The sequence below is a fragment of the aff. Roholtiella sp. LEGE 12411 genome (assembly GCF_015206995.1).
Lineage (GTDB): Bacteria > Cyanobacteriota > Cyanobacteriia > Cyanobacteriales > Nostocaceae > Komarekiella.
Window position 1 is genome coordinate 1 of record NZ_JADEXR010000013.1, and the last position, 26843, is coordinate 26843.

At 42.6% G+C, this 26843-nt stretch carries 29 protein-coding genes, 1 rRNA gene and 1 pseudogene; 15 read left to right on the plus strand and 16 right to left on the minus strand.

Annotated features, from left to right (window positions below):
* Positions 1–164 precede the first annotated feature (164 nt).
* Both rrf and IQ246_RS04620 read left to right on the plus strand, forming a co-directional pair.
* Positions 165–282, plus strand: a 5S ribosomal RNA gene (rrf, locus tag IQ246_RS04615).
* 130 nt (positions 283–412) lie between these two features.
* The gene (locus tag IQ246_RS04620) at positions 413–607 is read left to right on the plus strand and encodes a hypothetical protein (protein ID WP_194000567.1); all 195 of its coding nucleotides are present in this window, start codon (positions 413–415) and stop codon (positions 605–607) included.
* Between the two features lie 157 nt (positions 608–764).
* Here IQ246_RS04620 and IQ246_RS04625 read toward each other — a convergent pair whose 3' ends face one another.
* From IQ246_RS04625 to IQ246_RS04655, 7 genes are read right to left on the minus strand one after another with little or no spacing between them, the layout of a single operon-like run.
* Positions 765–1427 carry a Na(+)/H(+) antiporter subunit B gene (locus IQ246_RS04625; RefSeq protein ID WP_194000569.1) on the minus strand — a complete coding sequence of 221 codons (663 nt, stop codon included), beginning with the start codon at positions 1425–1427 and terminating at the stop codon, positions 765–767.
* The gene (locus tag IQ246_RS04630; protein ID WP_194000571.1) at positions 1428–2000 is read right to left on the minus strand and encodes a DUF4040 domain-containing protein; all 573 of its coding nucleotides are present in this window, start codon (positions 1998–2000) and stop codon (positions 1428–1430) included.
* The gene (locus IQ246_RS04635) at positions 1993–2271 is read right to left on the minus strand and encodes a monovalent cation/H(+) antiporter subunit G (RefSeq protein WP_194000573.1); all 279 of its coding nucleotides are present in this window, start codon (positions 2269–2271) and stop codon (positions 1993–1995) included. The genes IQ246_RS04630 and IQ246_RS04635 overlap by 8 nt, the downstream gene beginning before the upstream one ends.
* Positions 2268–2525 (minus strand): hypothetical protein, encoded by a 258-nt coding sequence (locus IQ246_RS04640; RefSeq protein ID WP_194000575.1) that lies wholly within the window; start codon positions 2523–2525, stop codon positions 2268–2270. The genes IQ246_RS04635 and IQ246_RS04640 overlap by 4 nt, the downstream gene beginning before the upstream one ends.
* On the minus strand, positions 2522–2911 hold the full coding sequence (locus IQ246_RS04645) for a Na+/H+ antiporter subunit E (protein WP_194000577.1): 390 nt from the start codon (positions 2909–2911) through the stop codon (positions 2522–2524). Before IQ246_RS04645 ends, IQ246_RS04640 begins: the two co-directional genes overlap by 4 nt.
* On the minus strand, positions 2896–4335 hold the full coding sequence (locus IQ246_RS04650; RefSeq protein WP_194000579.1) for a cation:proton antiporter: 1440 nt from the start codon (positions 4333–4335) through the stop codon (positions 2896–2898). The genes IQ246_RS04645 and IQ246_RS04650 overlap by 16 nt, the downstream gene beginning before the upstream one ends.
* A complete protein-coding gene (locus IQ246_RS04655) occupies positions 4332–4667 on the minus strand; it encodes a cation:proton antiporter subunit C (RefSeq protein WP_194000693.1) in 336 nt (111 codons plus the stop codon). The genes IQ246_RS04650 and IQ246_RS04655 overlap by 4 nt, the downstream gene beginning before the upstream one ends.
* A gap of 657 nt (positions 4668–5324) precedes the next feature.
* Between IQ246_RS04655 and IQ246_RS04660 the strand changes: the two genes are divergently transcribed.
* Both IQ246_RS04660 and IQ246_RS04665 read left to right on the plus strand, forming a co-directional pair.
* Positions 5325–5882: an SRPBCC family protein gene (locus IQ246_RS04660; protein ID WP_194000581.1), complete on the plus strand. Its 558-nt coding sequence runs from the start codon at positions 5325–5327 to the stop codon at positions 5880–5882.
* A 5-nt stretch (positions 5883–5887) separates the two neighbouring features.
* Positions 5888–6463, plus strand: a complete 576-nt coding sequence (locus IQ246_RS04665; protein ID WP_194000583.1) for a DUF924 family protein — start codon at positions 5888–5890, stop codon at positions 6461–6463.
* Positions 6464–6693: 230 nt separating this feature from the next.
* Here IQ246_RS04665 and IQ246_RS04670 read toward each other — a convergent pair whose 3' ends face one another.
* From IQ246_RS04670 to clpB, 3 genes are all read right to left on the minus strand, one after another.
* The gene (locus tag IQ246_RS04670; RefSeq protein WP_194000585.1) at positions 6694–7029 is read right to left on the minus strand and encodes a hypothetical protein; all 336 of its coding nucleotides are present in this window, start codon (positions 7027–7029) and stop codon (positions 6694–6696) included.
* A gap of 8 nt (positions 7030–7037) precedes the next feature.
* Complete coding sequence (locus tag IQ246_RS04675; RefSeq protein ID WP_208492006.1) at positions 7038–7436, minus strand: hypothetical protein; 399 nt, start codon at positions 7434–7436, stop codon at positions 7038–7040.
* Between the two features lie 227 nt (positions 7437–7663).
* A complete protein-coding gene (gene clpB, locus IQ246_RS04680; RefSeq protein WP_194000587.1) occupies positions 7664–10303 on the minus strand; it encodes an ATP-dependent chaperone ClpB in 2640 nt (879 codons plus the stop codon).
* Between the two features lie 524 nt (positions 10304–10827).
* Here clpB and IQ246_RS04685 point away from each other — a divergent pair.
* The 8 genes from IQ246_RS04685 (at position 10828) to IQ246_RS04720 (ending at position 18061) form a co-directional block, all read left to right on the plus strand.
* Positions 10828–12276, plus strand: a complete 1449-nt coding sequence (locus tag IQ246_RS04685; protein ID WP_194000589.1) for a DUF2157 domain-containing protein — start codon at positions 10828–10830, stop codon at positions 12274–12276.
* A gap of 55 nt (positions 12277–12331) precedes the next feature.
* Positions 12332–12988, plus strand: coding sequence for a GDYXXLXY domain-containing protein (locus IQ246_RS04690; protein ID WP_208492007.1), 657 nt, complete (start codon positions 12332–12334; stop codon positions 12986–12988).
* Positions 12989–13230: 242 nt separating this feature from the next.
* A complete protein-coding gene (locus IQ246_RS04695; RefSeq protein WP_194000591.1) occupies positions 13231–13485 on the plus strand; it encodes a TIGR02450 family Trp-rich protein in 255 nt (84 codons plus the stop codon).
* Between the two features lie 549 nt (positions 13486–14034).
* Positions 14035–14901, plus strand: a complete 867-nt coding sequence (bchL, locus tag IQ246_RS04700; RefSeq protein WP_339379151.1) for a ferredoxin:protochlorophyllide reductase (ATP-dependent) iron-sulfur ATP-binding protein — start codon at positions 14035–14037, stop codon at positions 14899–14901.
* Between the two features lie 32 nt (positions 14902–14933).
* Positions 14934–15722 carry a DUF5331 domain-containing protein gene (locus IQ246_RS04705; RefSeq protein ID WP_194000596.1) on the plus strand — a complete coding sequence of 263 codons (789 nt, stop codon included), beginning with the start codon at positions 14934–14936 and terminating at the stop codon, positions 15720–15722.
* 122 nt (positions 15723–15844) lie between these two features.
* Positions 15845–17248 (plus strand): ferredoxin:protochlorophyllide reductase (ATP-dependent) subunit N, encoded by a 1404-nt coding sequence (locus IQ246_RS04710; RefSeq protein ID WP_194000599.1) that lies wholly within the window; start codon positions 15845–15847, stop codon positions 17246–17248.
* A 167-nt stretch (positions 17249–17415) separates the two neighbouring features.
* Positions 17416–17679: an AbrB/MazE/SpoVT family DNA-binding domain-containing protein gene (locus tag IQ246_RS04715; RefSeq protein ID WP_194000601.1), complete on the plus strand. Its 264-nt coding sequence runs from the start codon at positions 17416–17418 to the stop codon at positions 17677–17679.
* Complete coding sequence (locus tag IQ246_RS04720) at positions 17666–18061, plus strand: type II toxin-antitoxin system VapC family toxin (protein ID WP_194000604.1); 396 nt, start codon at positions 17666–17668, stop codon at positions 18059–18061. Before IQ246_RS04715 ends, IQ246_RS04720 begins: the two co-directional genes overlap by 14 nt.
* Positions 18062–18233: 172 nt before the next feature.
* Here IQ246_RS04720 and IQ246_RS04725 read toward each other — a convergent pair.
* From IQ246_RS04725 to IQ246_RS04745, 5 genes and pseudogenes are all read right to left on the minus strand, one after another.
* Positions 18234–18455 (minus strand): annotated as a pseudogene (locus IQ246_RS04725) (LysR family substrate-binding domain-containing protein); the annotation flags it as partial.
* A 101-nt stretch (positions 18456–18556) separates the two neighbouring features.
* On the minus strand, positions 18557–19297 hold the full coding sequence (locus IQ246_RS04730) for an amino acid ABC transporter ATP-binding protein (RefSeq protein ID WP_194000606.1): 741 nt from the start codon (positions 19295–19297) through the stop codon (positions 18557–18559).
* Between the two features lie 94 nt (positions 19298–19391).
* Positions 19392–20537, minus strand: coding sequence for an amino acid ABC transporter permease (locus IQ246_RS04735; RefSeq protein ID WP_194000608.1), 1146 nt, complete (start codon positions 20535–20537; stop codon positions 19392–19394).
* A 31-nt stretch (positions 20538–20568) separates the two neighbouring features.
* The gene (locus tag IQ246_RS04740; protein ID WP_194000610.1) at positions 20569–21495 is read right to left on the minus strand and encodes an amino acid ABC transporter permease; all 927 of its coding nucleotides are present in this window, start codon (positions 21493–21495) and stop codon (positions 20569–20571) included.
* 68 nt (positions 21496–21563) lie between these two features.
* Positions 21564–22631 carry an amino acid ABC transporter substrate-binding protein gene (locus IQ246_RS04745; RefSeq protein ID WP_194000612.1) on the minus strand — a complete coding sequence of 356 codons (1068 nt, stop codon included), beginning with the start codon at positions 22629–22631 and terminating at the stop codon, positions 21564–21566.
* A 557-nt stretch (positions 22632–23188) separates the two neighbouring features.
* Here IQ246_RS04745 and IQ246_RS04750 point away from each other — a divergent pair.
* Both IQ246_RS04750 and IQ246_RS04755 read left to right on the plus strand, forming a co-directional pair.
* Positions 23189–23746 (plus strand): hypothetical protein, encoded by a 558-nt coding sequence (locus tag IQ246_RS04750; protein ID WP_194000614.1) that lies wholly within the window; start codon positions 23189–23191, stop codon positions 23744–23746.
* A 77-nt stretch (positions 23747–23823) separates the two neighbouring features.
* On the plus strand, positions 23824–24468 hold the full coding sequence (locus tag IQ246_RS04755; RefSeq protein WP_194000616.1) for a DUF3318 domain-containing protein: 645 nt from the start codon (positions 23824–23826) through the stop codon (positions 24466–24468).
* Between the two features lie 248 nt (positions 24469–24716).
* Here the strand turns inward: IQ246_RS04755 and IQ246_RS04760 are convergent, their stop codons facing one another.
* Positions 24717–25514 carry a 7-carboxy-7-deazaguanine synthase QueE gene (locus tag IQ246_RS04760; protein ID WP_194000618.1) on the minus strand — a complete coding sequence of 266 codons (798 nt, stop codon included), beginning with the start codon at positions 25512–25514 and terminating at the stop codon, positions 24717–24719.
* A 233-nt stretch (positions 25515–25747) separates the two neighbouring features.
* Here IQ246_RS04760 and IQ246_RS04765 point away from each other — a divergent pair, with 233 nt between their 5' ends.
* Positions 25748–26797 carry a sugar transferase gene (locus tag IQ246_RS04765; protein ID WP_194000620.1) on the plus strand — a complete coding sequence of 350 codons (1050 nt, stop codon included), beginning with the start codon at positions 25748–25750 and terminating at the stop codon, positions 26795–26797.
* Positions 26798–26843: the final 46 nt, after the last annotated feature.

The window sequence follows — 26843 nt, forward strand, 5'->3', positions numbered from 1 at the left end:
TACATAATTCGTAATTCGTAATTCGTAATTCGTAATTATGAATTACTGGTTATGAAAACATTTGGTTTCGCGTTACTGTGCAGTCTTCAGGGTTGCTGTTAAGTTCGTCATTTCTAATTCTTCAATTGCGAATTACGAATTACGAATTAGCAATTACACTCTTTCCTGGTGTCTATTGCGCGGTGGAACCACGCTGAACCCTTCCCGAACTCAGTGGTGAAACGCTGCTGCGGCAACGATAGTTTAGGGGTAGCCCTACGCAAAAATAGCTCGATGCCAGGTTTTTAATACACGACACAAAGCCTCCCAAGTCATGACGGGGGGCTTTTGTTTTGGCGTTGCTCAATCCAAATATGAATCCTGCGTAGGCGTGTAGGCGTAGCCCTTTTAGGTTTGTTAAATTAATCACAACTTGCAAGCTAGTCAAGCTAGTCAATGGTCTGCCTCGCCAGTTTTGGTTCAGAAGGCAGAAGGGAACCCAGGTTTTTTTTTCCAACCTCACCAAATCGCGTTGCTCCTCACCCACACAAGACTATACCAAGCTATCCACGAACTACGTCACGGGTCAGTTAGTCCTAGCACTCATGTACAACGAATGCAAGGATAACTGCTGGGCGATATTCTGATCCTGGTATGGACTACTATGAGCAAAAATACCAGGAACTAGTTCTCAAAAACCTTCGGAAAAAAGCTCAGGCTCTTGGTTTGCAACTTATCCCTATTTCTCACTCCACGGAATGTGTTTCTTGAAAGAGGGATATCTTTCACAACAATCCACGATAACGAATAAAAACCAAAATCACTGCCCATGACCCCAACGCAACTTTCACTGCAACCAGGATATTCAGCAAGGGGACAACACCCCCACTGAAAAGTGCGCCCATCTCTCCGTGCGGTAACTCAATTCCAGCCAGAGTTATAGCCGCGAGTACAATGAAAACCAGAACCGAAACTTTTTCCCATATAGCGGCGTGGTAGCGCTGGTAAATTTCTTGCATCCACTCTGGTGAAGAGGTAATAGCAATCAACCCGATCGCTGTTCCACCCGCCACCCCGGACGCAAAACCACCGCCAGGACTAAGATGTCCCCGAATAGCTAGTTCGATACTTACCATCGCAGCAATAGTTGCTCCCAGACGCGCCAGGACAATGGATGGTTCATCGGTGAAACGATAGATGGCGCAGGACGGCTTTTCATTCGCCAGCATAAAATTCGCTCCCATGATCGCGATCGTAAATACCACCACCTCGAAGATAGTGTCGTATAACCGATTCCTGAGAATGATCACTGTAACTGCATTGGGTATGCCTCCATCTTTGACAATCGATTCAACGATGGAGAAATCCGGTACGACTGGCGCTGAATTCGGCAAGATGAGCATTTTTACATACAGCGCTATCCCTGCTGCAATGTAGATCCATTTCATTTATTTATGCTCCTCCCTTGAATCTGGTGTACTTACATAACTCAGGATTGTCGCTGGTGATGCAAGTTCGGTTTGCATAATTTCATAGATACGTTTTACCCTGATGGCGGTGTGATAAAACTGTTTTTCGTCCTCACTTGTTACCTGTTCTCGTCTGACACAGGTTGCATGGACTTCTTTATCCATCAGCGCTCGTTGCAAAGCTTGGGTATTTGGGTAGGGAACAAGTTCCAAACGCATCTGGCGTTTGCCAAAAATTTTGCGTAAGTCATCCATCAATTGCCCAAAATGGTGTTCGTCATCTGTCTCGATCGCCTCGTTTTCAACCAAGCCAAGACGCATCACCAGGGATGAACGCACGGCGATCGCGTAAAGGGTAATTGCCAGCATAGTACCCACCAATGCTTCAGTTAAAGCAACATCTGGCGCTCCCAAAACTGCATATACCATTGCCGCCACCGCTCCCAAGATGCCCCGAATTACCAGTGCATGGTATGGATTAACCTGAGATACCACCATAGACGCAGCCAACGGTAACAGGGCGATGATCACATAGAGATAGCTATCATTCATGGCTACCCTCGTTAGTAGAACAGTAAGCCAACACATACCCCAGTACTGTATTCCAGATGGCCAAGGAGATGAGAGCAAGGATGAGTAGCGGCCATCTGCTGGGTATTTTTAAGAGTAGCCCGATGATGATACTCATTGATCCAAGGGTATCTGCAACCGAAAGACTATGGAGTTTGAACAATAGCGATCGCTTGCCCAACAGGGGAAAGGTTCCCCAAAACCAGAAGAAAAGTCCTAAACCTATGCAGGTATAACTGAAAAAGTCAATCATACTTCATTCATTCGTTTGAGTACATGAGCCAGCAACATTAATCCAGCATTTCCCACACTGAGGATGATCACCCCGACAACCCCAATCATCCAATCATCGCGCAAGAGGGATACGACCAGAATCATGATTGAAGTTTTGGTGGCAGCACTGGCAAATGCGAGCATTTTTTGCCAAATATCATCATCTTGCCATGCCTCATACATGGGGATGAGCAGTGCCAAAATCATGGCAATCAATACCACATTCAGATTCATTGTTTTCTCCTGCGTCGCACCCAATGTACCTCGTACCAGCCTTCTTCGTGGTATTTCAAAACAACAGTCTTTGGTGTAAAGGTAATTAAGAATATATCCAGAAATATCAGCCCTGGTGTGCGTCCTGGTTTAACTCGTTCCATTGTTATATCTTCGTGGTGATGCGGGCGGAGGATGATTTGAAATGCCTCAATATACGCCTGCGGAATTGCCACCATGATTTCACCCAGCACACGCACCCAATCTTTTAATGATTCCCTAGCTGTTTTACCACCGGGCAATAGAAGTGCGATGCTGATGCCAATGATGATATTTGCCACACTCAAATCGGCAGTGAGCAAAAACCAGATAGTTAGTCGCAATATTAGATTTAAATACCCAACCATGCAAATCCCTTCCAGAACAACAGGATTAAAATCAGACTCATGACACCGATCAAATGGTCAAATTGTTCAAGGACACGCGGTAACTTGATTATTGAATGTTTAAAAATTAGTAAGTACGCCAACCATCCAACGCCGATAGTTGCGAGGGGTTTGATGATATTCGCAACGGTGTACGCCTCGTAATACACAACATTAGCTAGAATTAGCCCACCGAGCAATAAAATCATAGCTGCCCAGAAACCAGGCTTTAAATCCGCTTTTCCCCCACGCGGCAGAAATATGAATTTGGCAAAGGATATTGCTGTTCCGAGGGCTGCAATATTCATGGCGATCGCTTGCCAAGGTAGCAAATTCTTCGTTGTCAATACCTTCGCCCCAAAGCCGGACAACAAAGGAAAGCCAGATATTGAGAAGCTAGCGATCACCAAGGCAATCCAAACCGGGGTAGCGATCGCTTGATGTTGCAGTTCCTTGAAATTTCGACTCGGTAAAGCCCCCGCAATCAGAAAAAGCGCTGATTTGACCAGTCCGTGCGTCAGCGCATAAAAACCACCCACGGACGGTGCAGCAAGGATAAAGCCTAACTGCGAAACCGTGTGAAACGCCAGCATCCGCTTGGTATCTTTTTCAAAGACTGCATAGAATACTCCCAGAAGCGCAGTGGCAACTCCGAAGATTCTCACGATCGGGTCAATCTCTTCCACCATCAGCGCACACCGCACTAATGGATAGACACCAGCTTTTACCACAACTCCCGACAGCATCGCCGACACTGGCGTTTCCGATTCGGAGTGGGTCAAGGGCAACCATAATCCTGATACAAAAATTCCTCCTTTTGTCAAGAGTCCCAAAAAAATCAGAGCAAGGGCCTCTGGAGGTGCTACGCGCAAACCTGCAAAACTAAATGAATGATGTGCCTGATAGACCAGCACCGCGCCAACCAGATAAAAAAGCATTGCCACGTTGCTGATAAATAGATAGCGTAAGGCAACCCAAATCGATCGGTCAGTCCGGGGATAAGCAATCAATAGAAATGCGGCAATACCACTTACCTCTAACGCCACGTATAAACTGATCAAATCCGCACAGGCAAACGCGGCATTTACACTGCCGTGCAAGATGATGAGTTGTGCGTAAAAAAAAGCTGTCTTATCGCTCTGCCAACAGTAGAGGATGACTGCTGCCGTCACCAGCGCATTAGTTAATATGAAGTAGCCGCTTAATTGATCAACTGTTAAGATAACGCCAAAATTATCTAGTAACTGTAGTGTCAGTGGCGACTGAGTGGCAAATAGCTGCAATGCATATCCTGCGGAAGCCAAAGCCACACACAGTGCGAGATATTTGTCAAGTTTTGGGAGAAGATAAATGACAAACCCAAAAAACAACGGTAGTGCAATCCAGGCGATCGTAATGTTACTCATGGCGTATTGTTCTTCTCGATTTCGTTGCTTTCCAAGGTCGGATTATCCCGTGATAGCTTCATAACACCGACCAGCATTAACGCCTGAATCGAAAATCCGATCACAATCGCCGTCAATATTACCGCCTGGGGAACCGGATCGGCGTATCTGACATTTTTGGCGTTGGAAATAATTGGTGTGAACAAGCCATCTCGTGATGCAATCAGCACGTAATAGGCGATAACCCCGGTACTCATGACATCCATAGAGATGATCTTCATCACGAGGTTCTTTTTAAGGATGATGCCGAAAAATCCGCAAAATATTGTTGCGAATATGCATGCTTCTAACACGGAAATTGCCTGTTGGGTAGTTGGATAAAAGTAGTTAGTATAGCACGGCGGAAATAAACCACCCATTTGAAATGTCTAAAACCCTTGCAAAAACGTAATTCGTAATTACGTTTGCGTAGCGAGGGGTAGCCCATTACGAATTACGAATTACGCGCACAAGTTTTATTTGTCGCTAACTTTGATACAGCCAACAATAGCTTACAACCTTATACGTCAATGTTGTTCATTCATAGACCTTAACTTTTAATAAAAATTAAATCGCTTTCATAGATAAAAGGCTATGGTTGTTAAATAACTTTGCTCAATAAATTCTCGAAAACTTCTTATAGCGGTTCCCGACCTGATGAGGTACGTTTTAGTTTGTTTCCAACTGGTGGCAAAGTCTAGGAGAAAGCCGACATTTCCCAAAATTCTATATTGGCATTTAATTACGTGTACCTACTTAGTGTTAAATTCACTTAAACATTTATGCACAAATGTAATAATAAGTACAGAAATTTACGTAAATTATCGGAATAATTACCAAAAAATCACAGTTTCCGAAAAATATTATGTCTGGACTGGAATTAAAATTTAAGGGGTTAGAGTAGATCAAGTTTTAATAGCTTGCTGCTTTAACATTTTCAGGTGGATGGTTGAGGAGTAACTAAAATCAATATGTCTGCGTCTTATATCTCAGAATCAGTCATTATAGGTTCGGATATGGCTTGGAGTCATGACAAGCAAAAGTTGCTGGTGCAGGGTGAAATTTTGGTACAGACGCGATCGCACAAGACATGGGGTGGTGCGGTGACAGCCTGGATGTATTTGCCGATGGTGCGATCGCAAGTATGGCAACAATTAACTGATTACCCCCGTTGGGTACAATATTTTCCCGATATTACCAAAAGTGAAGTAATGTCCAGAGGGGAAGTCAAGTATCTGTACCAAGCAGCACAAAAAGCTTTTTTCTTTTTCACAGCTCAAGTCGAAATTTACCTTAACGTGGTAGAAGTGCTTGGTCAGCGAATTCAATTTCGCATGGAAAAAGGAACTTTTGAGGATTTTACCGCTAATTTAGAGCTAAAAGATTGCGGTAACGGCACACTACTTGCTTATACTGTGCAAGCTACGCCTTTAATTCCAATACCCTCAGTTTTCATTCAACAAGCAATGAACTTCGAGTTACCTACGAATATGCGTAAAATGCGACAAGTGCTTTGTAAAAGTCAATAACAGCAATGTCACAGGCAAAAGCTATTTTGGAATTTTGGTTTGGTCAGCCTGATGAACTGGGTTACGGTAAACCTCAACAATTTTGGTTTAGCAAAAAACCCGATTGTGATCAGGAACTGCGAACCCGGTTTCTCAAAGATTACCAAAAAGCAGCAGCAGGATATTTAGATGAGTGGATAGATTTACCAGAAACTTGTTTAGCACTGATTCTGCTGTTAGATCAATTCCCCCGAAATATGTTTCGTGATACTCCTGAAGCCTTTGCAACCGACTGGGAAGCACTCTCAGCCGCGCAACAAGCTGTTAAACAAGGCTACGATCGCGAATTATTGCCTGTGCAACGTTGGTTTATCTATTTGCCCTTTGAACACAGCGAAAACCCTGATCATCAGCGTCAGTGTGTGAAACTCTTTCAAAAACTCAGTGATGATACTAACAGTGCTAGTGCAATTGAGTACGCATTTCGTCACAGGGAAATAATTGAACGTTTTGGGCGCTTTCCTCATCGCAATAGTATTTTGGGACGCCTCTCAACTCCAGAGGAAGAAGAGTTTTTGCAGCAGCCAGGTTCGATATTTTAGGGAAATTTATTGCGAAAAGACGCTTTTGCTATTGAGAAAAGCGTCTTTTCAACCTATATTTATTAGCGCTCTTTTTTGCACCTCTGCGCCAGACAAACTTGTTTAGCTATTAAACAACTCAACAGGTAAACGACTAAAATAAAGGCGCTTCTCTGAACTCGATAAACCATATTAATGCGTTATGGTACAGCGACTTCTTGTTAGGGCGTAACGATTGATAGGATTGAGGATTACTCGTAGCGTACCTTCTTAGATTTAATCACCTCAATTACATCATCGTGCTTTTGCCCCTCAATAATATCCTTGAGATGAATCTGCCCATTAATGTATTGAACGTGGATGCGCCAGCCTGAGACTTTATCAATATCAGCACGGTAAATTGCCTGCTTCACACCCTTTACTTTATGCAGTCTCGTTTTTGGAAATTTTCTTGTTCTATGACATTCGTTATCTTCTAACTCTGCTAAGGCTTCAAGAAAAGCAATCTTTAGCTCATCATCTGGCAAAATTTTCATGGCTTGGTAAATAATGCCATATTCATCGCAGAGACTAAGGGTTTGTGCCATAAACAAACTTAGAGGATCTGAGCAGTTTCTCGATTGCCATGAAGCAGCTCTTGATACAAAGAATCTGCTACATCTTTATATACTTTATCGATGTCATCGTGTTTGACTGCTCGAAAAAGAGTCAAAATAACTTGCCCAAAAATTGGATCTTCGTCAACTGCAAAAATCACGCTTAATTTTTGAGAAACCTGTAGTATGTAAAGTGAAGATTCGTAACCATTAAGATCTGAAGCTAAGGGGAGACGGCGCAGCTTAAGATAAACATCAGCTTTTTGAGTTGGGAAAAGGCTGGCGCAATCGTTAATTTTTTGAATAACTGTTACTTTCTCATCTTCACTCAGCCTAACAATATCCTTCTCAAAGCCTCTTGTTGACTCAATTAAAACATCCACGTTACGAACCGCCAATCTGAATTTAACTACTTGTCCTCAACTTTTAGCATAACAACATTTTGTCTGCCGGATAAACTCGTAAGAACTTAACATCGAACTTGGACAGATAGTTTAGAATACCCTCCCTACAAAGGGATAAAGCAGCTTATCCGATAGATAGAATGTTGGCTTTGCGGTAAGTTACACAAAAAACGCAAAGACGTTCTCAACGCCTCTGCGTTTTTTTGTGAGATTATCTGGAATTAGCTAGTAAACAACTCAACAGGTAAGCGACTAAAAGAAAGGCGTTCATTCTCCACATCCACAAATATGGTGTCGCCGTCGTTAAATTCGCCGCGCAAAATTGCCTTGGCAATTTGAGTTTCTAACTCTCGCTGAATTGCTCGCTTCAGGGGACGCGCTCCAAATACAGGATCATATCCTACTTCTGCTAAAAAGTCAAGAGCAGTATCAGTAAGTCTTAGAGATATCTTGCGTTGGCGAAGCCCACCGGAGGTATCGCCAAGTCTTTGTCGCAGTCTCTCTACTTGTAACAGCACAATTTGCCGCAATTCCTTCTTATCCAAGCCGTGGAAAATGATAATTTCGTCAATCCGGTTGAGGAACTCTGGACGGAAGCTATTTCGCATCGCTTCCATCACCCGGCGGCGCATTTCGTCATAATGTGCATCATCCCCGGCGACATCGAGAATGTACTGTGAACCGATGTTGCTAGTCATGATGATAATAGCGTTTTTGAAGTCCACCTTATGACCTTGGGCATCAGTGACGCGACCATCATCGAGAATTTGCAAGAAGATATTGAATACATCGGGATGTGCTTTCTCGATTTCGTCAAAAAGAATCACCGAATAGGGACGACGCCGAATCGCTTCTGTTAGTTGTCCGCCTTCTTCGTAACCGACGTATCCTGGAGGCGCACCAATTAATCGAGAAACAGCATGTTTCTCCATATACTCTGACATATCAATCCGCACTAGCGAGTCTTCGGTGTCGAACATATACGCCGCCAGCGCTTTCGCCAACTCGGTTTTACCCACACCTGTCGGCCCAAGGAAAATAAAACTAGCAATGGGACGATTGGGATCAGCTAGTCCAGCACGCGATCGCTGAATTGCATCCGCTACAGCTGTAACTGCTTCATCTTGTCCAATGACTCGGTGATGTAATTCATCTTCTAAGTGCAGCAGTTTCTCCTTCTCAGATTCTACCAACTTACTAATAGGAATTCCTGTCCACTTAGAAATAATTTCGGCAATATCTGCCTCTGTTACTTCCTCTCGCAACAGCGATTTTCCAGTTTTTTGGGTGTTGGCTAGTTCATTTTCTACTGCTTCTAATTGGCGATACAAACTAGTTAACTTGCCAAACTTTAACTCCGCAGCACGGTTGAGGTCGTAGTCACGTTCTGATTGCTGAATCTCTAGGTTAACTCGCTCAATCTCTTTTTTTACCGACTGAATTTTGTCGATAATATCTTTTTCTGATTGCCATTGAGTATTGAGTGTTCTTTGTTCTTCTTTGAGATCAGCAATTTCTTTTTCTAGCCTTTCGAGACGTTCACGAGAAGCTGCATCGCTTTCTTTTTGCAGTGATAGCTTCTCCATTTCCAATTGCAGAATCTTGCGATCAATTTCGTCGAGTTCTTCTGGCTTGGAAGTAATCTCCATTTTCAGCCTAGCAGCGGCTTCGTCTACCAAATCAATGGCTTTATCTGGTAAAAAGCGATCGCTAATATATCGACTCGACAATATGGCCGCTGCAACTAAAGCACTATCAGAAATCTTCACCCCGTGGTGATTTTCATAGCGTTCTCTCAACCCGCGCAAAATCGAAATAGTATCTTCTACACTGGGTTGATCCACATAAACTTGCTGGAAACGTCTTTCCAATGCAGCATCTTTTTCGATATATTTGCGGTATTCATCCAGGGTTGTCGCCCCGATACAGCGTAATTCGCCCCGCGCTAACATTGGTTTTAATAAGTTACCAGCATCCATCGCGCCTTGAGTCGCACCAGCACCGACAACGGTATGAATTTCATCGATAAATAAAACAACATTACCACCGGATTCAGTCACTTCTTTCAATACTGCTTTCAGGCGTTCTTCAAATTCACCCCGGAATTTTGCCCCCGCAATTAAAGCACCCATATCTAAAGCGATGAGCTTACGGTCTTTGAGTGACTGGGGTACATCACCAGCGACGATGCGCTGTGCTAGTCCTTCGGCGATCGCAGTTTTACCAACACCTGGTTCACCAATTAGTACAGGATTATTCTTGGTGCGGCGTGACAAAATTTGCACAGTGCGGCGAATCTCATCATCGCGCCCAATCACTGGATCAAGTTGACCTTTACGAGCAGCTTCTGTGAGGTCACGCCCATATTTTTCCAGTGCTTCGTATTTGCCTTCTGGATTTTGGTCGGTCACTTTCTGGCTCCCACGAACTTGTTTAATAATATTTTTAAGCTTGCCTTCGTCTAAACCGAATTCTTGGAATAAAGCTTTGCCAAGGCGGTCATCTTTGGGGTAAGCCAGCAATAAATGTTCAACTGAGATATATTCGTCCTTAAATTCCTGACGATAGGTATCCGCTCGGTCGAGAAGTTGATCTAAACTCCGTCCCAAGTATACAGAACTACTGCTACCAGATACTTTCGGCTGACGTTGAATAAATTGTTCAGTGCGATCGCGCAGTTTCTGAAGATTAACACCCGCTTTGGTCAAAATAACGCCGGCAAGTCCATCTTGCTCCAGCAGCGCTTTCATTAAGTGTTCGCTTTCTATCTGCTGTTGTTGATATTGTTTGACAATATCCTGGGTGTGGGCGATCGCTTCCCAGGCTTTTTCTGTAAATTGGTTGGGATTAGTTGGTTGCATAGGCTTTTGGAATAAGGAACCACCAAGAGATCAAGGAAATCAAATTTTTGTTCTCAATGGATATTGTAAGAAGAGGGAGGCGATCGCCTAGATCGGTGTTTACGTCTTGTAAAAGTGGTATTTTCCCGTAGCTTCCATTTTCCATTGTCCCCAGAGTAAATTCCGAGTTCCTGATCTGCAATTACCTGATAAACAAAAAAGGAACTACAACCGTTATTTTATTTACCTGATTACGTCAGTAATTCCGGGGTTTTGTGCTGGTCAAACTGCCAAGGACAGCAAGATGCCTTCTACCTTTGTTGAAGATACGCTAACGCATTTTGCCAAATTTAATTATTAACGAGCCAGCTAATAGGCTTTTGTAAACTGGCGAGTAATATGAAAATTCAGTTGAAATACGAGGATTTCAAAAATAGAATTTTCGTAAAATACTCTATTGATATTGAAAGTATAATCAATCACGTTGTCACGAGGAGCGTAATTCTCGTCTCACATTGTATTTGCCCTGAGCACCGGAGAAGGTCATGATATTTGATAATTTTCGCCGCCAGCTGCGTCAAGAAGCGCAACTATGGCGGGATGAAGGACTTATTGATGCAGATTTTTACCAGATAATCGCACAAAGGTATCAATTTAATAATTTAGAAACTGCTGCTCGCGATCGCTTCGTTTTTATCTTGATCGCTGTAGGCTCAACATTGTTAGGCTTGGGTGTAATTACTTTTGTCGCAGCAAACTGGCAAGCTTTGAGCAGAGAAGCCAGGTTAATACTACTGTTAGGTTTATTCCTGACAACTAATATTGCTGGTTTTAGCTTGTGGAGACAACCCGCAAGCAATAATATTTCACCAAGAGACCGAAAACGCCGCCAACAGATCTTCGGAGAAGGCTTGCTACTTTTAGGTGCGTTGACAATAGGCGCAAACATAGCACTGTTGGCGCAGATGTTCCACATTAACGGTTCAAGTTATGAACTGTTCTTAATTTGGGGATTGGCTGTTTTGCTCATGGCTTACAGCCTGCATTTGACTTCCTTGGGGATGCTTGCCCTGATTTTAGTGCTAATTGGGTATTCAACAGGATTATTCGATTGGTACTTTGCACGAAATGAGTTGACATTGGGACGGCTGGTAATAGAACATATACCCCTAGTTTTCGGTGTAGCGTTTGTACCTCTAGCTTGGTGGTGTCGTTCTCGTTGGATTTTCCGAATTACTGCGATCGCATTTGTTATATCCTGGCAATTCCATCTTAAATCACTAGAAGTTTTAACATACAGAGATGCTCCGCCTTGGATTGCTGTCACCGCCTTTGCTCTGCCGCCAGCATTATTGTGGAGTTATGATGATTTGCTGTTTGGGCGAGTCTCCTCCAGACTATTTCAGCCCTTTGCGCGGACTCTAACCCTAGGCTTTTTCAGTATCATGTTTTACGTATTGTCTTTCCGTTCGCTATGGGAAACTCGAACTGTTGGTTATCAAACTCAATTTAAGAACACTTCCCTAGCAACCTGGCTACCCTTTATTGATGTGGCAATTTTCACCGTTTTAGCACTGTGGCAGTGGTGGCATTTGCTACGCCCAACACGTAACCAGGAACGCCACAGAATGGATCTCAAGACAATATTTATTGGCTCCATGATTGTCATAACTGCTTTATTAATCTTCGTTAATCAAGCTATCACCCCAATTCCAGTAATTCCCATATTTGCTTTTAATGCTCTTTTAGCAGTGCTAGGGTTTGGACTAATTCGTGAAGCACTAGAGTTAGGACAACGAGAAGCTTTTTGGGGTGGCATAGTGTTAATAACACTACAAATTATCAGCCGAATGCTAGAGTACGACACCGCTTTACTATTCAAATCCTTTGTTTTTGTTTTGTGCGGTGTTGCTGTAATTTTTGCTGGATTGTGGTTTGAACGCTATTTGTCATCTTTACCAGCTTCATCCAATTCTTCAGTCCATCGCTCATAAGATTATGAGTTGAAAAAAATTAGTAATTAAACACTCATTTTTAGGATTATCCCTTATGGAAACTAACGAAGTATTAATGCAGCAAAATGAACCTTCAGAAAAACCCATAAATCTTTGGCGATTTGTGGTTCCCCTGTTAATTCAAACAGGGATAATCTTGGCAGTACCAGCCCAATCAGTTTACACGTTGGTTACAGGCAAAACTGCTGTATTGCAAACTTTACCTGTAGACCCTTACGATTTGCTGCGGGGTTATTCTGTAACACTAAATTATGAAATTTCTCGCACAGACAATTTAAAAAAACTTCCTGGTTGGGCAGATCTGGTAAAGCAATATCCTGGTAAAAATCAACAATATGATCCTTTGGCCCAAGGAACCAGTTTATACATCATTTTGGAAGAACAAAAAGCCTCTGGTGGGATTCCTCAAGCTTGGAAACCCGTGCAGGTAAGTGGACAGCTTCCAACTTCTCTAGCTGCAAATCAGATAACCTTAAAAGGTCGCTACAGTGGCTATAATTCGATTACTTATGGCTTGGAAACTTACTACATCCCAGAGGATCAACGGAACGATATTAACAAAGATATTTCAACAGCCCGACCAATCAAACCAGGACAGCCGCAACCGATAGTAGTAGAAGTAAAAGTGAATGCACAAGGTCAAGCTGTACCTATAAATATGTGGGTACGCGATCGCAAATACTATTTTTAATAGTCCAGGACTTACACAGAAGAGATCCCCCCATATCCTGTAAAATTACGCCTTTTTTAGGGGGAGTGGAGGAGTAGGGGAGTGGGAGCAGGGGGGAAGTTGCAGTAAGTCTTTACCCTCCGCCCCTCCGCACCGATTGTTAAGCGTAGTCGAAACACTACCCCTCTGCCTATTAACTCTGGACTCTTAACTCTTGACTAATGACTAATGACTAATGACTAATGACTAATGACTAATGACTAATGACAAAAAAGCAAAAATTCCCTTACCTCGTTGGTTCTAAATGGACAGCACAGCAAAAAGTTGATGGCTGGCGACACTTCCAAGTCGTCAACCGTAAAAATCAGAGTAAGTGGGTGTATGCCGAAATGGTCGCTGCTTGTGATCCTAAAGTCCGCTTCTGGATTAACGCCAAATTATTGCAAGATAACTCCCAGTGGCAAGCTGGCTGGCAAACATTACAAGAAATAGAGCAACTCAAAGGCGATGTCTCTTGATTGTTTGAAGTGCCGCAGCCCAAAGATTGTAAAAGTTAATCATTTTTTACAAATTTGCGATCGCTGGCTCACAATCGACAATTAAATGATCTTGGCAGTTATCTGAAATCTGCCAATTTACCACTATTTAAAGTGCCAATGGTATTTCCAGCACCAGGCTACCCATAACTCTCTTCGCCTCTACCCCACTACCTATATTCACCGAAAATACGATATTCCACAATCAGCTAATTCTATGGAAACCATTCAATAAAGACGATTACAGCTTTTTGTCTTTTGTAACTTTTTTTAGCTAAGTAAACAACAAAAACTTTCAATTGTCTGTTTTTAAAGCTATGTATCTTTTTAATGGTGATGTAAATCCAATAGCATCTAATTGGGCTACAATTCAGCAGATAAGACAGCTTTACATCTTAAGAGCTACTTTATTTTCCATCTGATTTGGACAATAATGACACTCACGAGACCTAACGCATCGCCATCTTAGGCTAGGCGAAGGCAAATGTTTAAGTCACAAGTTTGACAAGAAACTATAAGAGGCAAACGACAGTGAAACTAGCAGTTTATGGAAAAGGTGGTATTGGTAAATCCACAACTAGCTGTAACATATCCGTTGCCCTAGCCAAACGCGGCAAGAAAGTGTTGCAAATTGGCTGCGACCCCAAACATGACAGTACCTTCACCCTCACTGGGTTTTTGATTCCCACAATCATTGATACTCTCCAGGAAAAGGACTATCACTACGAAGATGTCTGGCCTGAGGATGTGATTTACAAGGGCTACGGTGGTGTTGATTGCGTTGAAGCAGGTGGCCCGCCTGCGGGTGCTGGATGCGGTGGCTACGTCGTCGGCGAAACCGTAAAATTACTTAAAGAACTTAACGCCTTTGATGTATACGACATAATTTTGTTTGACGTTCTGGGTGATGTTGTTTGCGGGGGGTTTGCAGCACCACTCAACTATGCAGATTACTGCTTGATTGTTACCGACAACGGCTTTGATGCTTTGTTTGCTGCTAATCGGATTGCAGCTTCAGTACGCGAGAAAGCCCGGACTCATCCATTGCGTCTAGCTGGGTTAATTGGCAACCGCACCTCCAAGCGCGACTTGATTGAAAAATATATAGAAGCCGTGCCAATGCCCGTTCTAGAAGTTTTACCTTTGATTGAAGATATCCGCGTTTCTCGTGTCAAAGGTAAAACTTTATTTGAGATGGCAGAGTCTGATCCTTCTCTGAACTACGTTTGCGACTATTATCTCAATATTGCCGACCAAATTTTGGCGCGTCCCGAAGGTGTTGTGCCTAACGATTCCCCAGACCGCGAATTGTTCTCTTTGTTGTCCGATTTTTATCTAAATCCGGGTAAACCCCAGGTTCCTAATTCAGAAGAGGAACTAGACTTGATGATTGTATAAATCACCAAGCTCTCAGGATGGGGGACAATAACATGGCTTTCTTTCACAGCTTTACAGATTCATTAAAGCAAAAATGGTTGCAATTTTTCCAGACAAATCGTGACTGGATTACCCTACACATGGAAGTGGAATCAGTGTACACCCCTGATGGAGGGAAGCGACCACCTTCTTACCTCATCCTGGGAGTGGTTAATGCGCTAGAACCTAAGCTAGCGCAATTAATGCTACCCTTTGCCAAACTAAATCCTGATGCCGATACTCTGATTCAGGTGCTGGATTTGCATTTTGACCCAGATATCGCTCTGGGTCATCGCATCCTTCCCAAAGCAGAACCAGAGAAATACCAAGATTACTCAGCGGTTATTATGGATGACAACCCTGAAGACGAAACATTGGCGCATCCTCATATAAATGGCTTTAGGTCAGTGGCGATAGCTCAAGAGTTCACAGCCGTGGATTCCAATCAGCAAAGCTTGGGGTTCAGCGAGTCAAAGGAAACCCAAAATGGGCTTGGCGATATTTCGTTATTCAACGGACACAACTCAGAAGATGAGTCTCGCCAGACAGCCAGTTTAGAAGCAGATGAGCTTGGGGGTATTACCTTCGATACAGCAACTGCAATGGAAGTAAAGCTGGATGACGACCAGGCACTTGAGGATAGTCCACTAGATGAGAATGCGTTTAAAGACGTGTTGTCAGATGTCTGGGGTGATGAAACAGCTTTGCAAAAGGCTGAAGAAAATAACGATTTTTTAGGGGAAGAACTGCCATCTGGCGTTTTTGACGAATCAGAAATTGCCCGTCTCTTCCCCAACGCTTAATTACTGCCGTTCCTGTTGAATTTAGGGGAAAAACTTAGTTAGGAGTTAGTAATCACAACTCATAACACCCCCTACTTTCACCTGCCTTGTTCGCTTTAAATATCAAGGGGAGAAAAACCAAAATGACTGTCGCTCAACAACCAGAAGCTTTAAACTTTGAGTGTGAAACTGGGAATTACCATACCTTTTGCCCAATTAGCTGCGTGGCGTGGTTATACCAAAAGATTGAAGATAGCTTCTTTTTGGTGATTGGGACAAAAACTTGTGGCTACTTCCTGCAAAACGCGATGGGGGTGATGATTTTCGCTGAACCCCGCTATGCAATGGCAGAGTTGGAAGAGGGGGATATTTCAGCACAGCTGAATGATTACGAAGAGTTAAAGCGGTTGTGTTTGCAGATTAAACGCGATCGCAATCCTAGCGTAATTGTCTGGATTGGCACTTGCACTACCGAAATTATCAAAACAGACTTGGAAGGCTTAGCACCCAAGCTAGAAGGCGAAATTGGCATTCCCATCGTTGTGGCTCGCGCTAACGGTCTAGATTACGCCTTCACCCAAGGGGAAGACACCGTATTAGCAGCAATGGCTAACCGTTGTCCTGATAAGTCTCCTGTGGCGGAAACAGACAAAAACGAACGTAACGCCATTCAAAAGCTGCTCAACTTCGGTAAGAAGAAAGAAGATGTCGCTCAAGAAGAATCTGAGTATGTAGATCACCCACCTCTGGTTCTCTTCGGCTCCCTTCCTGACCCCGTGGTTACTCAGTTAACCTTGGAACTCAAAAAGCAAGGCGTTAAAGTTTCCGGCTGGCTACCTGCGAAGCGCTTCACTGAACTGCCAGTACTGGAAGAAGGATATTACGTCTCTGGTGTCAACCCCTTCCTCAGCCGCACAGCTACCACCTTAATGCGTCGCCGCAAGTGTAAACTCATTGGTTCACCTTTTCCCATTGGCCCCGATGGAACCCGCGCTTGGATTGAGAAAATCTGCTCGGTGTTTGGCATTACTCCCACAGGTTTGGATGAACGGGAAGCACAAATTTGGGAAGGCTTGGAAGAGTACGTCAAGCTGATTCGCGGCAAGTCTGTATTCTTCATGGGTGATAACTTGCTGGAAGTCTCCCTAGCTCGGTTCTTGGTGCGCTGTGGCATGACGGTTCAAGAAATCGGCATCCCCTACATGGATAAGCGCTATCAAGCGGCTGAGTTGGCATTCCTGGAGAAAACCTGCCACGAAATGGGTTCACCCCTGCCAAAGATTGTTGAGAAGCCGGATAATTACAACCAGCTTCAGCGGATTTATGAGCTGAAACCAGATTTGGTGATTACTGGTATGGCTCATGCTAACCCACTGGAAGCACGCGGTATTAATACTAAGTGGTCTGTGGAGTTCACTTTTGCTCAAATTCACGGTTTTACCAATGCGCGTGATGTTCTGGAATTAGTTACACGTCCGCTGCGTCGGAATAATAATTTGAAAGATTTGGGTTGGGATAAGTTGGTGAGAGAAGAAGCGAAGATTTAAGATTTGGGTTTAATCGAGCAACAGCATAACACCATGTTAGGGGCGAACTTTTGGGTTCGTCCTTTTTTTTACGAATCGCAGAGGCGCAGAGAACGCAGAGTAGAATTTGAAATAATTCAAAATGCTAAAATTTGTATATTAGTCTTAGTTTTTTACTTCTTAACTTAATGGACATTACAAAATTGTCTCCTCAAGGACAAGTAATTATTCCCCAATCTTTGCGAGAAGCTCATCAATGGGGAGTAGGTCAAGAATTTATTGTTATCGATATGGGTGATGGAATTTTATTAAAGCCTAAGAAACCTTTTCCAGAAACTACATTAGAAGATGTAGCCGGTTGCTTAAAATATCAAGGAAAAGCCAAAACTCTTGAGGATATGGATAACGCAATTCGTCAAGGTGTAGAGGAATTGTGGCATGATTGCGGTTGATACAAATATAGTTGTTAGATTTTTGACTCAAGATGATGAATTACAGTTCCAAAAAAGTAGAAAAATTTTTCAGACTCAAGATATTTTTATTTCAGATACAGTAATCCTTGAAACTGAATGGGTCTTAAGGTTTGCATACAAATTTAAATCAAATGAGATATGCACGGCTTTGAAAAACCTGTTTGGTTTGCCTAATGTTCACACTAGTAATCTCACCTTAATTGATCAAGTAATTCAATGGTATGAAAATGGCTTAGATTTTGCTGATGCTTTTCATCTAGCTCAAAGTCAACACTGTTCTAAGTTTTATACATTTGATGAAAAGTTTATCAAAAGAGCCAAGGGGCTGACGCAATGCGAAGTTCAAAAGCCCTTTGCTTAGGTAGGAATAACCTACAATAATCGACCAATTTTCAAATTAGAAATGTTGAAGAGGTGGTAATTTTTCTACTACGTCGTACCTTGAGTATCGTATATGGAGAATATTCAAATTATTTATGTTAAGAAAACACTAAGATAATCTTATGAAATTAAGTTGAAAAATAATGTTGGTTGCGATAAACTACACTTGTCCTTTGAAGATTTTGCAAAGAAGAAGGCACGATCGCAATCCCCATTCCTGCTGAAACTAACCCAATGATTGTCTGCATTTGGATCGCTTCTTGAGTCACTTTTGGGCTGAAATTTCCTTGCTGACAAAGACTGATAATTTGATCGTAAAGTCCGGATCCCAAATGGCGGGGGAACATGATGAAATTTTCGTCTGAGAGCGATCGCTTAAAGCCATGAGCCGTACTTTACGAGAATAGAGTCAGCACCCAGATGGATTTCTTGCTACTACTTGGTGTGAGGTTGTGGGGCAAAAATCAAATATTTTTTAGAGAATTTGCGATAAAAACTTGCGTGTTCTTTCTTCTTTAGGATTGTTGAAAAAGGCGTTAGGGGTGGCTGACTCGACAAGATAACCACTATCCATTAAAATAACTCGGTCGGCGACTTCACGGGCAAATCCAACTTCGTGGGTGACGACTACCATTGTCATCCCATCACGGGCTAAACTTCTCATTACATCCAAAACTTCTCGTACCATTTCTGGATCTAAGGCTGAGGTGGGTTCGTCAAATAGCATGATTTTAGGTTGCATAGCTAAAGCACGAGCGATCGCCACCCGTTGTTGCTGTCCACCAGACAACTGTCCTGGATATTTATGCGCCTGTTCTAAAATTCCTACTCTTTCTAATAGTTGCATTGCTAATTCTTCGGCTTTTGCTTTTGGCGATCGCCTAACCCAAATTGGTGCTAATGAAATATTTTGCAGCACTGTGAGATGAGGAAATAAATTGAACTGTTGAAATACCATTCCCACTTCCCGCCGAATTGCTTCAATATTTCGCAAGTCATGTCCGAGGGTAATACCGTCAATTTCAATTTTTCCTTTTTGGTATTCTTCTAAAGCGTTAAATGTGCGGATAAAGGTAGATTTACCTGAACCAGATGGGCCCATCAATACTACTACTTCTCCACGATTGACTGTCAAAGTCACTCCTTGAAGAACGTGGAATTTGCCATACCATTTATGAACATCTTCAGCAATAATTATCGGTTGTAGTTCTGACATAGTATTTAAAGTCTGAATAATTAATACTATTTGTATATTGTAGAGACGTGTAGACGCTCCGAGAGCGACTTCTCGTAAGAGTATAATCGCATCTTTACTCCTGTCTTTCTAACCGCCGAGAAGCCAATGACATCGAGTAACAAAATACCCAGTAAATTAATCCAATAAACAGATAAACTTCTGCATAACGACCAATAAATTGTGGTTGTGCCAAGATAGAACGGGCAATACCCGTGAGTTCCACCAATCCTACTAGAGATAATAGTGAAGTATCTTTAAATAAGCCGATAAACTGACCCACGATCGCGGGAATAACTGCACGTAACGCTTGAGGTAGCACAACAAATATAACAACTAAAGGACTGTTGAGTCCCAGCGCTTTGGCGGCTTCAATCTGTCCGCGCGGGATTGCTTGGAGTCCGCCACGCACATTTTCTGCCATGTAAGCGGCGCTAAACAAAACTAGTCCAGCAATTGCTCGCACTACTCGATCTAAACGCACATCTGCTGATAAAACTAACGGTAACATTACTTGAGCAAGAAACAGAATTCCAATCAGTGGTACTCCCCGGACGATTTCTATATACAGGATACTAAACCAACGTACTACGGGCAGATTGCTCGTGCGTCCTAAAGCTAGTAAAACACCAATAGGAAAGGAAAGTACTATACTAACTGCTGCCATTAACAGAGTAAGTAGCAAACCATTCCACAAATTGGTAGATACAGATTGCAAGCCAAATCCACCACCAATTAGCCACAAAATTACTGGAAAAGATAACAACCAGACTAGGGAAAGACAAGGGTTTATTACCTTAGCGAACTTTCCCCCAAACCAAAAAGCTGCTAATAGCAAAAGTGCAATTAATAGCAAACAGAGGCGAGATGTCAAATCCAACGGTAAAACAACCAACAGCACACCGATCATCAAAGCAAATAAACTAACTCTACGCCTTGTTAATTGTTGCTTTCCAAAAAACACACCCCAAGTTAATGCACTTAAAGTTGAAGCGATCGCTAGTACAATCCAAACTCGCCAATACAGTGCTTGAGGAAATCTCCCAACTAAAAATAAGCGTAAATTAACTTGAATTACTGCCCATTGTGCTTGAGTTGTTGCCCAAATTAAAATTCCCTGTACTACCCAAAATAGCAACACCAAGCAAACAACAGTTAAAACGCTGTTATACCAAGTACTGAACAGATTTTTACGCAGCCACGAAAATTGATAATTAATCATTAGTTATTATTCGTAATGCCTCATTCCCTATTTATCTCTCCTGAATTTGTACAGTACGATTGAACAAATTCATAATTAAAGAAATAGTCAAACTGAGAGTAAGATAGGTGAGAATAATCATTAACATGACTTCTACAGCTCTACCAGTTTGATTAAAGGTGGTAGAGGCGACAAAATAAACATCGGGGTAGCCGATCGCGATCGCTAAACTGGAATTTTTGGTCAAATTAAGATACTGACTTGTTAGTGGTGGAATGATCACCCGCAAGGCTTGGGGGAAAATCACCAACCGCATCACTAATCCTGGTTTTAACCCTAGCGATCGCCCTGCTTCCCATTGTCCTTTAGGTACTGACTGAATCCCGCCTCGAACAATTTCGGCAATAAATGCACCTGTGTAAAAAGTTAACCCCAGCAGCAAGGCTGAAAACTCTGGAGACAAAGTAAACCAAGGGAGTTCTAAACCATTTTGACTAAGATCAATTAACCTCCAGAGGGAAATTTTATTTTCTGTTTTGGGAAAACCAAGGAAAACGGCAAAATACCAAAATAGCAATTGCAGCAGTAACGGTGTATTGCGGAAAATTTCCACGTAAACTATAGCAATATTCCGCACTAGCCAGTTGTCAGAAAGCCGAGCGATACCAGCACTTATACCCACAATTGTCGTTAGGAAAATTCCTGCCACCGCTATCCGCAAAGAATTAATTAGTCCCACCCACAAAGCGCGACTGTAACTGTCAGTTGGTTTGTAGCTAATCAGCGTTTCGCCAATATCAAAAGACGCTTGCTGTTTAAGAAAATCAAATCCAAACTGAATTCCTAATTGCTGCAAATTACGGTTGAGATTGCCCCACAATATTGTGACTACAACCGCTACTATAAATACAGCAATGAGTTGCCCAGCAATATTCCAAAAACGTTTATCACGCCATATAGGCGGTTTTGAATTAGTCATTTGTCATTGGTCATTTGCTATTAATTATTCTCTTCCACTCCCCCATTTTTCCACTCCCCCACTCCTCTTTACCGGAACGGCGGAGAATAGAGCAGTCCGCCTTTAGTCCAGAGTTGATTTTGACCGCGAGCTAGATTGAGTTTTGTTTTTGGGCCGAGGTTGCGATCGTAAATCTCGGCGTAGTTACCGACATGCTTAACTATTCTTGCTGCAAAGTCGTTTGTTAAGCCAAGTCCCTCACCAAGGTTGCCTTCTGTTCCTAAAAAACGCTTAATATCTGGGTCATTATTAGTGGTAAACTGTCCTAGATTCTGGGAATTAATCCCTAACTCTTCGGCTTTGACTAGGGAATAAACCACCCACTTAACAATATCACCCCACCTAGTGTCCCCTTTAGCAACTGCTGGTGCAAGGGGTTCTGAAGAAATGACTTCATTGAGAATTACGTTCTCTTCTGGTTTGGGTAAAATCGAACTCCGTGAAACTAAAGCGGAACGGTCGGCTGTAATGCCGTCACAACGACCTTCAGCATAAGTGGCAAAAGTGATATTAACGTCTTCAAAAACAACGGGTTTGTAGGTGATGCCCCGTTTTCGCATTTGGTCTGCTAAGTTCTGTTCAGTAGTAGTACCCGTTTGAACGCAGATAGCTTTATCTTTTAAGTCTGTTAGTGACTTAATGCTGCTACTTTTGCGAACCATTATGGCTTGTCCATCGTAAAAAACTACAGGCGCAAATTCTATACCTACTGAGGTATCACGACTCAGTGTCCAGGTAGTATTACGGCTAAGAATATCTACTTCTCCAGTTTGCAAAGCTGTAAACCGCTCTTTGGCATTAAGATTGCGAAATTCTACAGCATCTGGATTATCAAACAAAGCTGCTGCGATCGCACGGCAAACATCTACATCAATACCGCTATATTTACCGTCATTTCCCACAAAGCTAAACCCTGGTACTTCGCCACTGACACCACAAATGACCTGACCACGACTTTTAATAGTATCCCAGCGATTTCGAGTTGCTTGTGTTCCAGGAGTGCTGGCTGTATTTGCTGTTTGTCCTGACTCGCCACTACAGGCAGTAATGACAAAGATTAGGGGTGCGATCGCTAAAATTAAAGCTGATTTACGCATAAACTGTCATGGATACTCAACAATAGAAAATTTGTTAGTCACTACAATCATTTAGTGAAAACAGTTTGATGCTTGTAATATAAAACTTTTTCAGCCTCTGTGCTCTATTAATCTTTGCTTAAGAGGCGATTGAGGTTTTCAGTTATTTTCTTCAAAAGTCTTATATGGTATATGGAACTTACCTTAAACTTGCTTTAGTTTATAAGGAGAATTTTAAATATTCTCTCTAAGCTTGATATAGTAATATGTGAATTTAGCTGATTAATTAATATTAAAAATTAGGTTAGTTATAGAATTGTATTTGACTAATAATCAAGTCTTGATAACTCTAAATATAATTACAGTATTTTTTTGCTGGTTACATCACATAACTTTCCAAGAGTTGAGACAGACAATGCAAAATCTGGTTTGCTCCTCCAAACGAATCATTAAATAAGCATCAGATCCATTGCATATTTCCAAAACAAGAGAAGTAGCGACACCAACCTAAGCAACTGCCACTAGCAGGTTAAACTAGGTCTGGTAACAGTTGCTCCACCGTTCCTTATGAGGCTTTTATGGGAGCTAATCTGAAACAGATTGCCAAGTACTTAGATAACCTTGGTTGGGACTACCGTTTTGATGATGAAGAAGACCGTATTGTAACAGGGGTGGAAGCTGATAACCTAGAAGACTTCCTAATAGTTGTCCAGTTAGACGAAGAGGGGAAATTTTTCCGGGTATTTGCCCCTCAAGTTCTGTCAGGAATTCAAGACCATCCTTACAAGGGAGCTATCCTACAGACAATGCTGGCCATTTCTTGGGAAACTAAAATGCTGCAATGGGAATATGACCCATCTGATGGCGAAATCCGGGCCATTATTGAGTTTCCTTTAGAAGACTCGATTCTCACAGAAAGACAATTTCACCGTTGTCTGAGTGGGTTAATTCAGATTGTTGACAGCATAGCGATACCTCGGCTGAAAGAGGTGATGGAAACAGGTGAAGATCCGGGAAATCTAGAACTTGGGGAAAGATTATTACTCAGTATTCAGGAAGAAGCTCCAGGATTACTAGATCTTCTGGAAAAAGCAATGGAAGCGCGGAAAAAGCGAGGAAGTTTTCCTAGCGAGTGAGGCAGATCATCACTGAAATAGCTATACTCCAAAGTGATACCCTCACTATATACTGAATTTTTCTAGGGCTGGATTTTATGACATCCTATGCAACCTCCTCTGCCAAAGCGGAAATGAGTGAACTCCGGCGGTTGAAAGGCTTACTACCGCCAGAATTGCAGAGCTGGGTCACGGTTGAAGGCACAACTGAGGTCAATCCACCCCTGATCCGTAGCGAAGAAATTGGTAAAGACCAGGTAGAAATTCAAATTGACCTGGTGAAATGGGATGCCCTCGCAATGGATCAGCGTAATCTGCTGTTCTGGCATGAAGTCGCCCGCGTGCAAAATGACACGATTCCTAAAGATGGTTGGGAAATGGCAGCACTAGCGATCGGTTTAGGTGGTGCTGTCGGTGAGTTGTGGGTACAAGATGGATTGCTACTGGTGTTAGCTTTGGCGCTGTGTGGTGTGTCAGGCTGGCGACTCTATCAAAAGAATAATGGGGGCAAGCAGCTCACAGAATTGGTCGATGCTGATGAAAAAGCGATCGCCTTAGCAACTCGTTTTGGTTATAGCCTTCCCAATGCCTACAAAAGTCTGGGTAGCGCCTTGAAAACCCTGATCGATGACACTCCTAGCAAGCGCCAGCGGTCTAAATACGAAGCCAGACTATCTGCCCTCAAACGTAGTGCCAATAAGGTAAAAGCTAAATCCAGGACTACATCTGAGGGCGGTCTGTAGAAATCAGAAACTAGGGTGGGCAATGCTCACCCGACAAAATATTTGATTACTCCTCAATAGCCTTAACTGCCGCTTCAGACATCTTTGCTGGCGGTACGAATCCCTTTAACTCCTCACTGGTGGCTTTAAAAGAGAAAGGTATGTAGAGATCAAAGCTTGTCCTAAAGGACAACCGTGATCAATAAAACTTGGTTTTTTTGGTTTTTCCTTGATTCCATCTTTGTCAAACTGAAACTTAAGCGAGACTTTTATAGCTGGTTGAGCATTTTATGTGTCTGAGGGATCACACGTACTTGCTTGACAAATCGCTTCATTAAAGCCTGCCACATCAAAACTTGCTCAGGAGAAGGGGCAAGTACAGGTATTGGAGTAAATTGTTCAGAGGCTGCCAAAGGCGTAACAGGTTGTAGAAATACTGGAACGTCTTGACTTACGGCTGCTACCAACAAAGCTGAGCGTTCCAATTCAACTGGATCTGTCTGGTGAGACACAATTATCTTTACAAAAAAGTTTAAATGTGATTCATGACATAATTGAAGAAATTTTGTATGTTCTTGCCAATGACTTTCACCGCTGACACTAGGCAGTTTCAAATCCATACCTACAGAGTCTAAGTAGGGAAGAATCATAGCCAGTTGTTCTGGGCGATGTCCGCCGGTTTCTAGGTATATAGGTAGACCAGTTGTGGCTCGGATTTGGGGTAGAAATTGCCTCAAGAATGGAGCATGAAGAAGTGGTTCGCCCCCAGTTAAGCTAATGCTATCGTGTAGACAAGGTAAATTTTGCCTTTCAACGAATTCTATTAATATGGGTAGTGGGACAGGATTAGAGTAAATTTCAAAGTCGCGCGATCCAGGCGATCGCTCTATCCTACAGGTAGCGGGTGCATTCCAAGTGTTGGCACTGTCACAAAAGTGACAGCGCAAGTCACAAAGAGCAAAACGAATAAAAATCTGACGCGTCCCTACATTCAGTCCTTCCCCTTGAATGGCAGAAAATACCTCTACCAGGCGTGCAGTGGGTGTAATCGTAGTTTTAGAAATCATTTGAGGAGAGCAACGCGATCGCGTTGCGTCGGCACAACAGCAAGTATATTTTTTGGCTTCTGTTCTTTTTTTGGCTTCTGTTCTTTTTTTGGCTTCTTGTTCTATTGTGAATCGTCGCTAGCGATATCCAATCCCACCCCAAGCAACTAGCGTTTAGTCCTTATTCCTACTGATTTAACATCAGGTTAGGCAATGTTTTAGGACAAAATAATGTTTGGCAGCTTACATTATACATGGCAACGAAAGTGCAGAGCTTCATGACTAGCCAACCCATTGAGGTAGATTTTCCAGTTAGTTCCCTAAACGACACGGCTATTGTGCAGGTGCCCGCACGGTTGAGCGTGCTGGAGGCTGTAGGCTTTAAGCAAACCTGCCAAGGCTTAACCCAATCCAATTCACATCCTAAGTACATCATTATTGACTTTCACCAAACTACTTTTATGGATAGTAGTGGTTTAGGTGCTCTGGTAAGTAATTTTAAATACGCTCAGGAAAAAGGAATTGTATTAATACTGCGGAATGTTACCCCTCAGGTAATGTCAGTCTTAAAACTCACAGGATTGGATCAGGTTTTTTCTATTGAGTCTATTGGCGATGTGTCTCTAGTAAAACAAGAAAATATCGTAGATGTACGGAAAACATCTTCGCGTCAAGTAGAGCAGTTACCCACTACTCATCCTTCTGTGGGTTCATGGATGAAACGGTTTATAGACATTATTGGGTCACTAGTAGGCTTAGTTATTACTGGAGTCTTGTTGATTCCAATTGCGATCGCTATTCAAATAGATGATCCTGGCCCACTTTTCTTTTGTCAAACCCGCTGTGGTTGGATGGGGAAACGTTTTGAGATTTGGAAATTCCGCTCCATGTGTGTAGATGCAGAAGCGAAGAAATCTCAAGTCAAAAACCAAGTGCAAGGCGCCTTTTTCAAAAACGAGAACGATCCCAGAATTACGCAGGTAGGGCGTTTTTTACGGCGAACTAGCCTGGATGAATTGCCTCAATTTTGGAACGTCCTGAAAGGAGAAATGAGTTTAGTAGGCACTAGACCACCCACACCTGATGAAGTGGAACGCTATGAAGTACCGGAGTGGCAACGTTTAGATGTTAAACCCGGTATGACTGGCGAATGGCAAGTGAATGGTCGATCTACAGTACGTAGTTTTGAGGATGTAATTCGGCTGGATTTACAGTATCAACAAAATTGGAGTTTAATGTACGATTTAAAGCTGATCTTCAAAACAGTAGCTATCTTATTTCACAGAAATAGCGGCGCTGTTTAGCTTATTAAGCTTGTTTGCAATTGATTGCTAACTCCTAACACCCATA

What these genes read in the sequence shown, in the direction of transcription:
- IQ246_RS04625 (WP_194000569.1), bottom strand. Translation starts at nt 1,427, where the DNA reads ATGAAATGGATCTACATTGCAGCAGGGATAGCGCTGTATGTAAAAATG.
- IQ246_RS04630 (WP_194000571.1), bottom strand. Translation starts at nt 2,000, where the DNA reads ATGAATGATAGCTATCTCTATGTGATCATCGCCCTGTTACCGTTGGCT.
- IQ246_RS04635 (WP_194000573.1), bottom strand. Translation starts at nt 2,271, where the DNA reads ATGATTGACTTTTTCAGTTATACCTGCATAGGTTTAGGACTTTTCTTC.
- IQ246_RS04640 (WP_194000575.1), bottom strand. Translation starts at nt 2,525, where the DNA reads ATGAATCTGAATGTGGTATTGATTGCCATGATTTTGGCACTGCTCATC.
- IQ246_RS04645 (WP_194000577.1), bottom strand. Translation starts at nt 2,911, where the DNA reads ATGGTTGGGTATTTAAATCTAATATTGCGACTAACTATCTGGTTTTTG.
- IQ246_RS04650 (WP_194000579.1), bottom strand. Translation starts at nt 4,335, where the DNA reads ATGAGTAACATTACGATCGCCTGGATTGCACTACCGTTGTTTTTTGGG.
- IQ246_RS04660 (WP_194000581.1), top strand. Translation starts at nt 5,325, where the DNA reads ATGTCTGCGTCTTATATCTCAGAATCAGTCATTATAGGTTCGGATATG.
- IQ246_RS04665 (WP_194000583.1), top strand. Translation starts at nt 5,888, where the DNA reads ATGTCACAGGCAAAAGCTATTTTGGAATTTTGGTTTGGTCAGCCTGAT.
- IQ246_RS04670 (WP_194000585.1), bottom strand. Translation starts at nt 7,029, where the DNA reads ATGGCACAAACCCTTAGTCTCTGCGATGAATATGGCATTATTTACCAA.
- clpB (WP_194000587.1), bottom strand. Translation starts at nt 10,303, where the DNA reads ATGCAACCAACTAATCCCAACCAATTTACAGAAAAAGCCTGGGAAGCG.
- IQ246_RS04685 (WP_194000589.1), top strand. Translation starts at nt 10,828, where the DNA reads ATGATATTTGATAATTTTCGCCGCCAGCTGCGTCAAGAAGCGCAACTA.
- IQ246_RS04690 (WP_208492007.1), top strand. Translation starts at nt 12,332, where the DNA reads ATGGAAACTAACGAAGTATTAATGCAGCAAAATGAACCTTCAGAAAAA.
- IQ246_RS04695 (WP_194000591.1), top strand. Translation starts at nt 13,231, where the DNA reads ATGACAAAAAAGCAAAAATTCCCTTACCTCGTTGGTTCTAAATGGACA.
- IQ246_RS04705 (WP_194000596.1), top strand. Translation starts at nt 14,934, where the DNA reads ATGGCTTTCTTTCACAGCTTTACAGATTCATTAAAGCAAAAATGGTTG.
- IQ246_RS04710 (WP_194000599.1), top strand. Translation starts at nt 15,845, where the DNA reads ATGACTGTCGCTCAACAACCAGAAGCTTTAAACTTTGAGTGTGAAACT.
- IQ246_RS04715 (WP_194000601.1), top strand. Translation starts at nt 17,416, where the DNA reads ATGGACATTACAAAATTGTCTCCTCAAGGACAAGTAATTATTCCCCAA.
- IQ246_RS04720 (WP_194000604.1), top strand. Translation starts at nt 17,666, where the DNA reads ATGATTGCGGTTGATACAAATATAGTTGTTAGATTTTTGACTCAAGAT.
- IQ246_RS04730 (WP_194000606.1), bottom strand. Translation starts at nt 19,297, where the DNA reads ATGTCAGAACTACAACCGATAATTATTGCTGAAGATGTTCATAAATGG.
- IQ246_RS04735 (WP_194000608.1), bottom strand. Translation starts at nt 20,537, where the DNA reads ATGATTAATTATCAATTTTCGTGGCTGCGTAAAAATCTGTTCAGTACT.
- IQ246_RS04740 (WP_194000610.1), bottom strand. Translation starts at nt 21,495, where the DNA reads ATGACTAATTCAAAACCGCCTATATGGCGTGATAAACGTTTTTGGAAT.
- IQ246_RS04745 (WP_194000612.1), bottom strand. Translation starts at nt 22,631, where the DNA reads ATGCGTAAATCAGCTTTAATTTTAGCGATCGCACCCCTAATCTTTGTC.
- IQ246_RS04750 (WP_194000614.1), top strand. Translation starts at nt 23,189, where the DNA reads ATGGGAGCTAATCTGAAACAGATTGCCAAGTACTTAGATAACCTTGGT.
- IQ246_RS04755 (WP_194000616.1), top strand. Translation starts at nt 23,824, where the DNA reads ATGACATCCTATGCAACCTCCTCTGCCAAAGCGGAAATGAGTGAACTC.
- IQ246_RS04760 (WP_194000618.1), bottom strand. Translation starts at nt 25,514, where the DNA reads ATGATTTCTAAAACTACGATTACACCCACTGCACGCCTGGTAGAGGTA.
- IQ246_RS04765 (WP_194000620.1), top strand. Translation starts at nt 25,748, where the DNA reads ATGGCAACGAAAGTGCAGAGCTTCATGACTAGCCAACCCATTGAGGTA.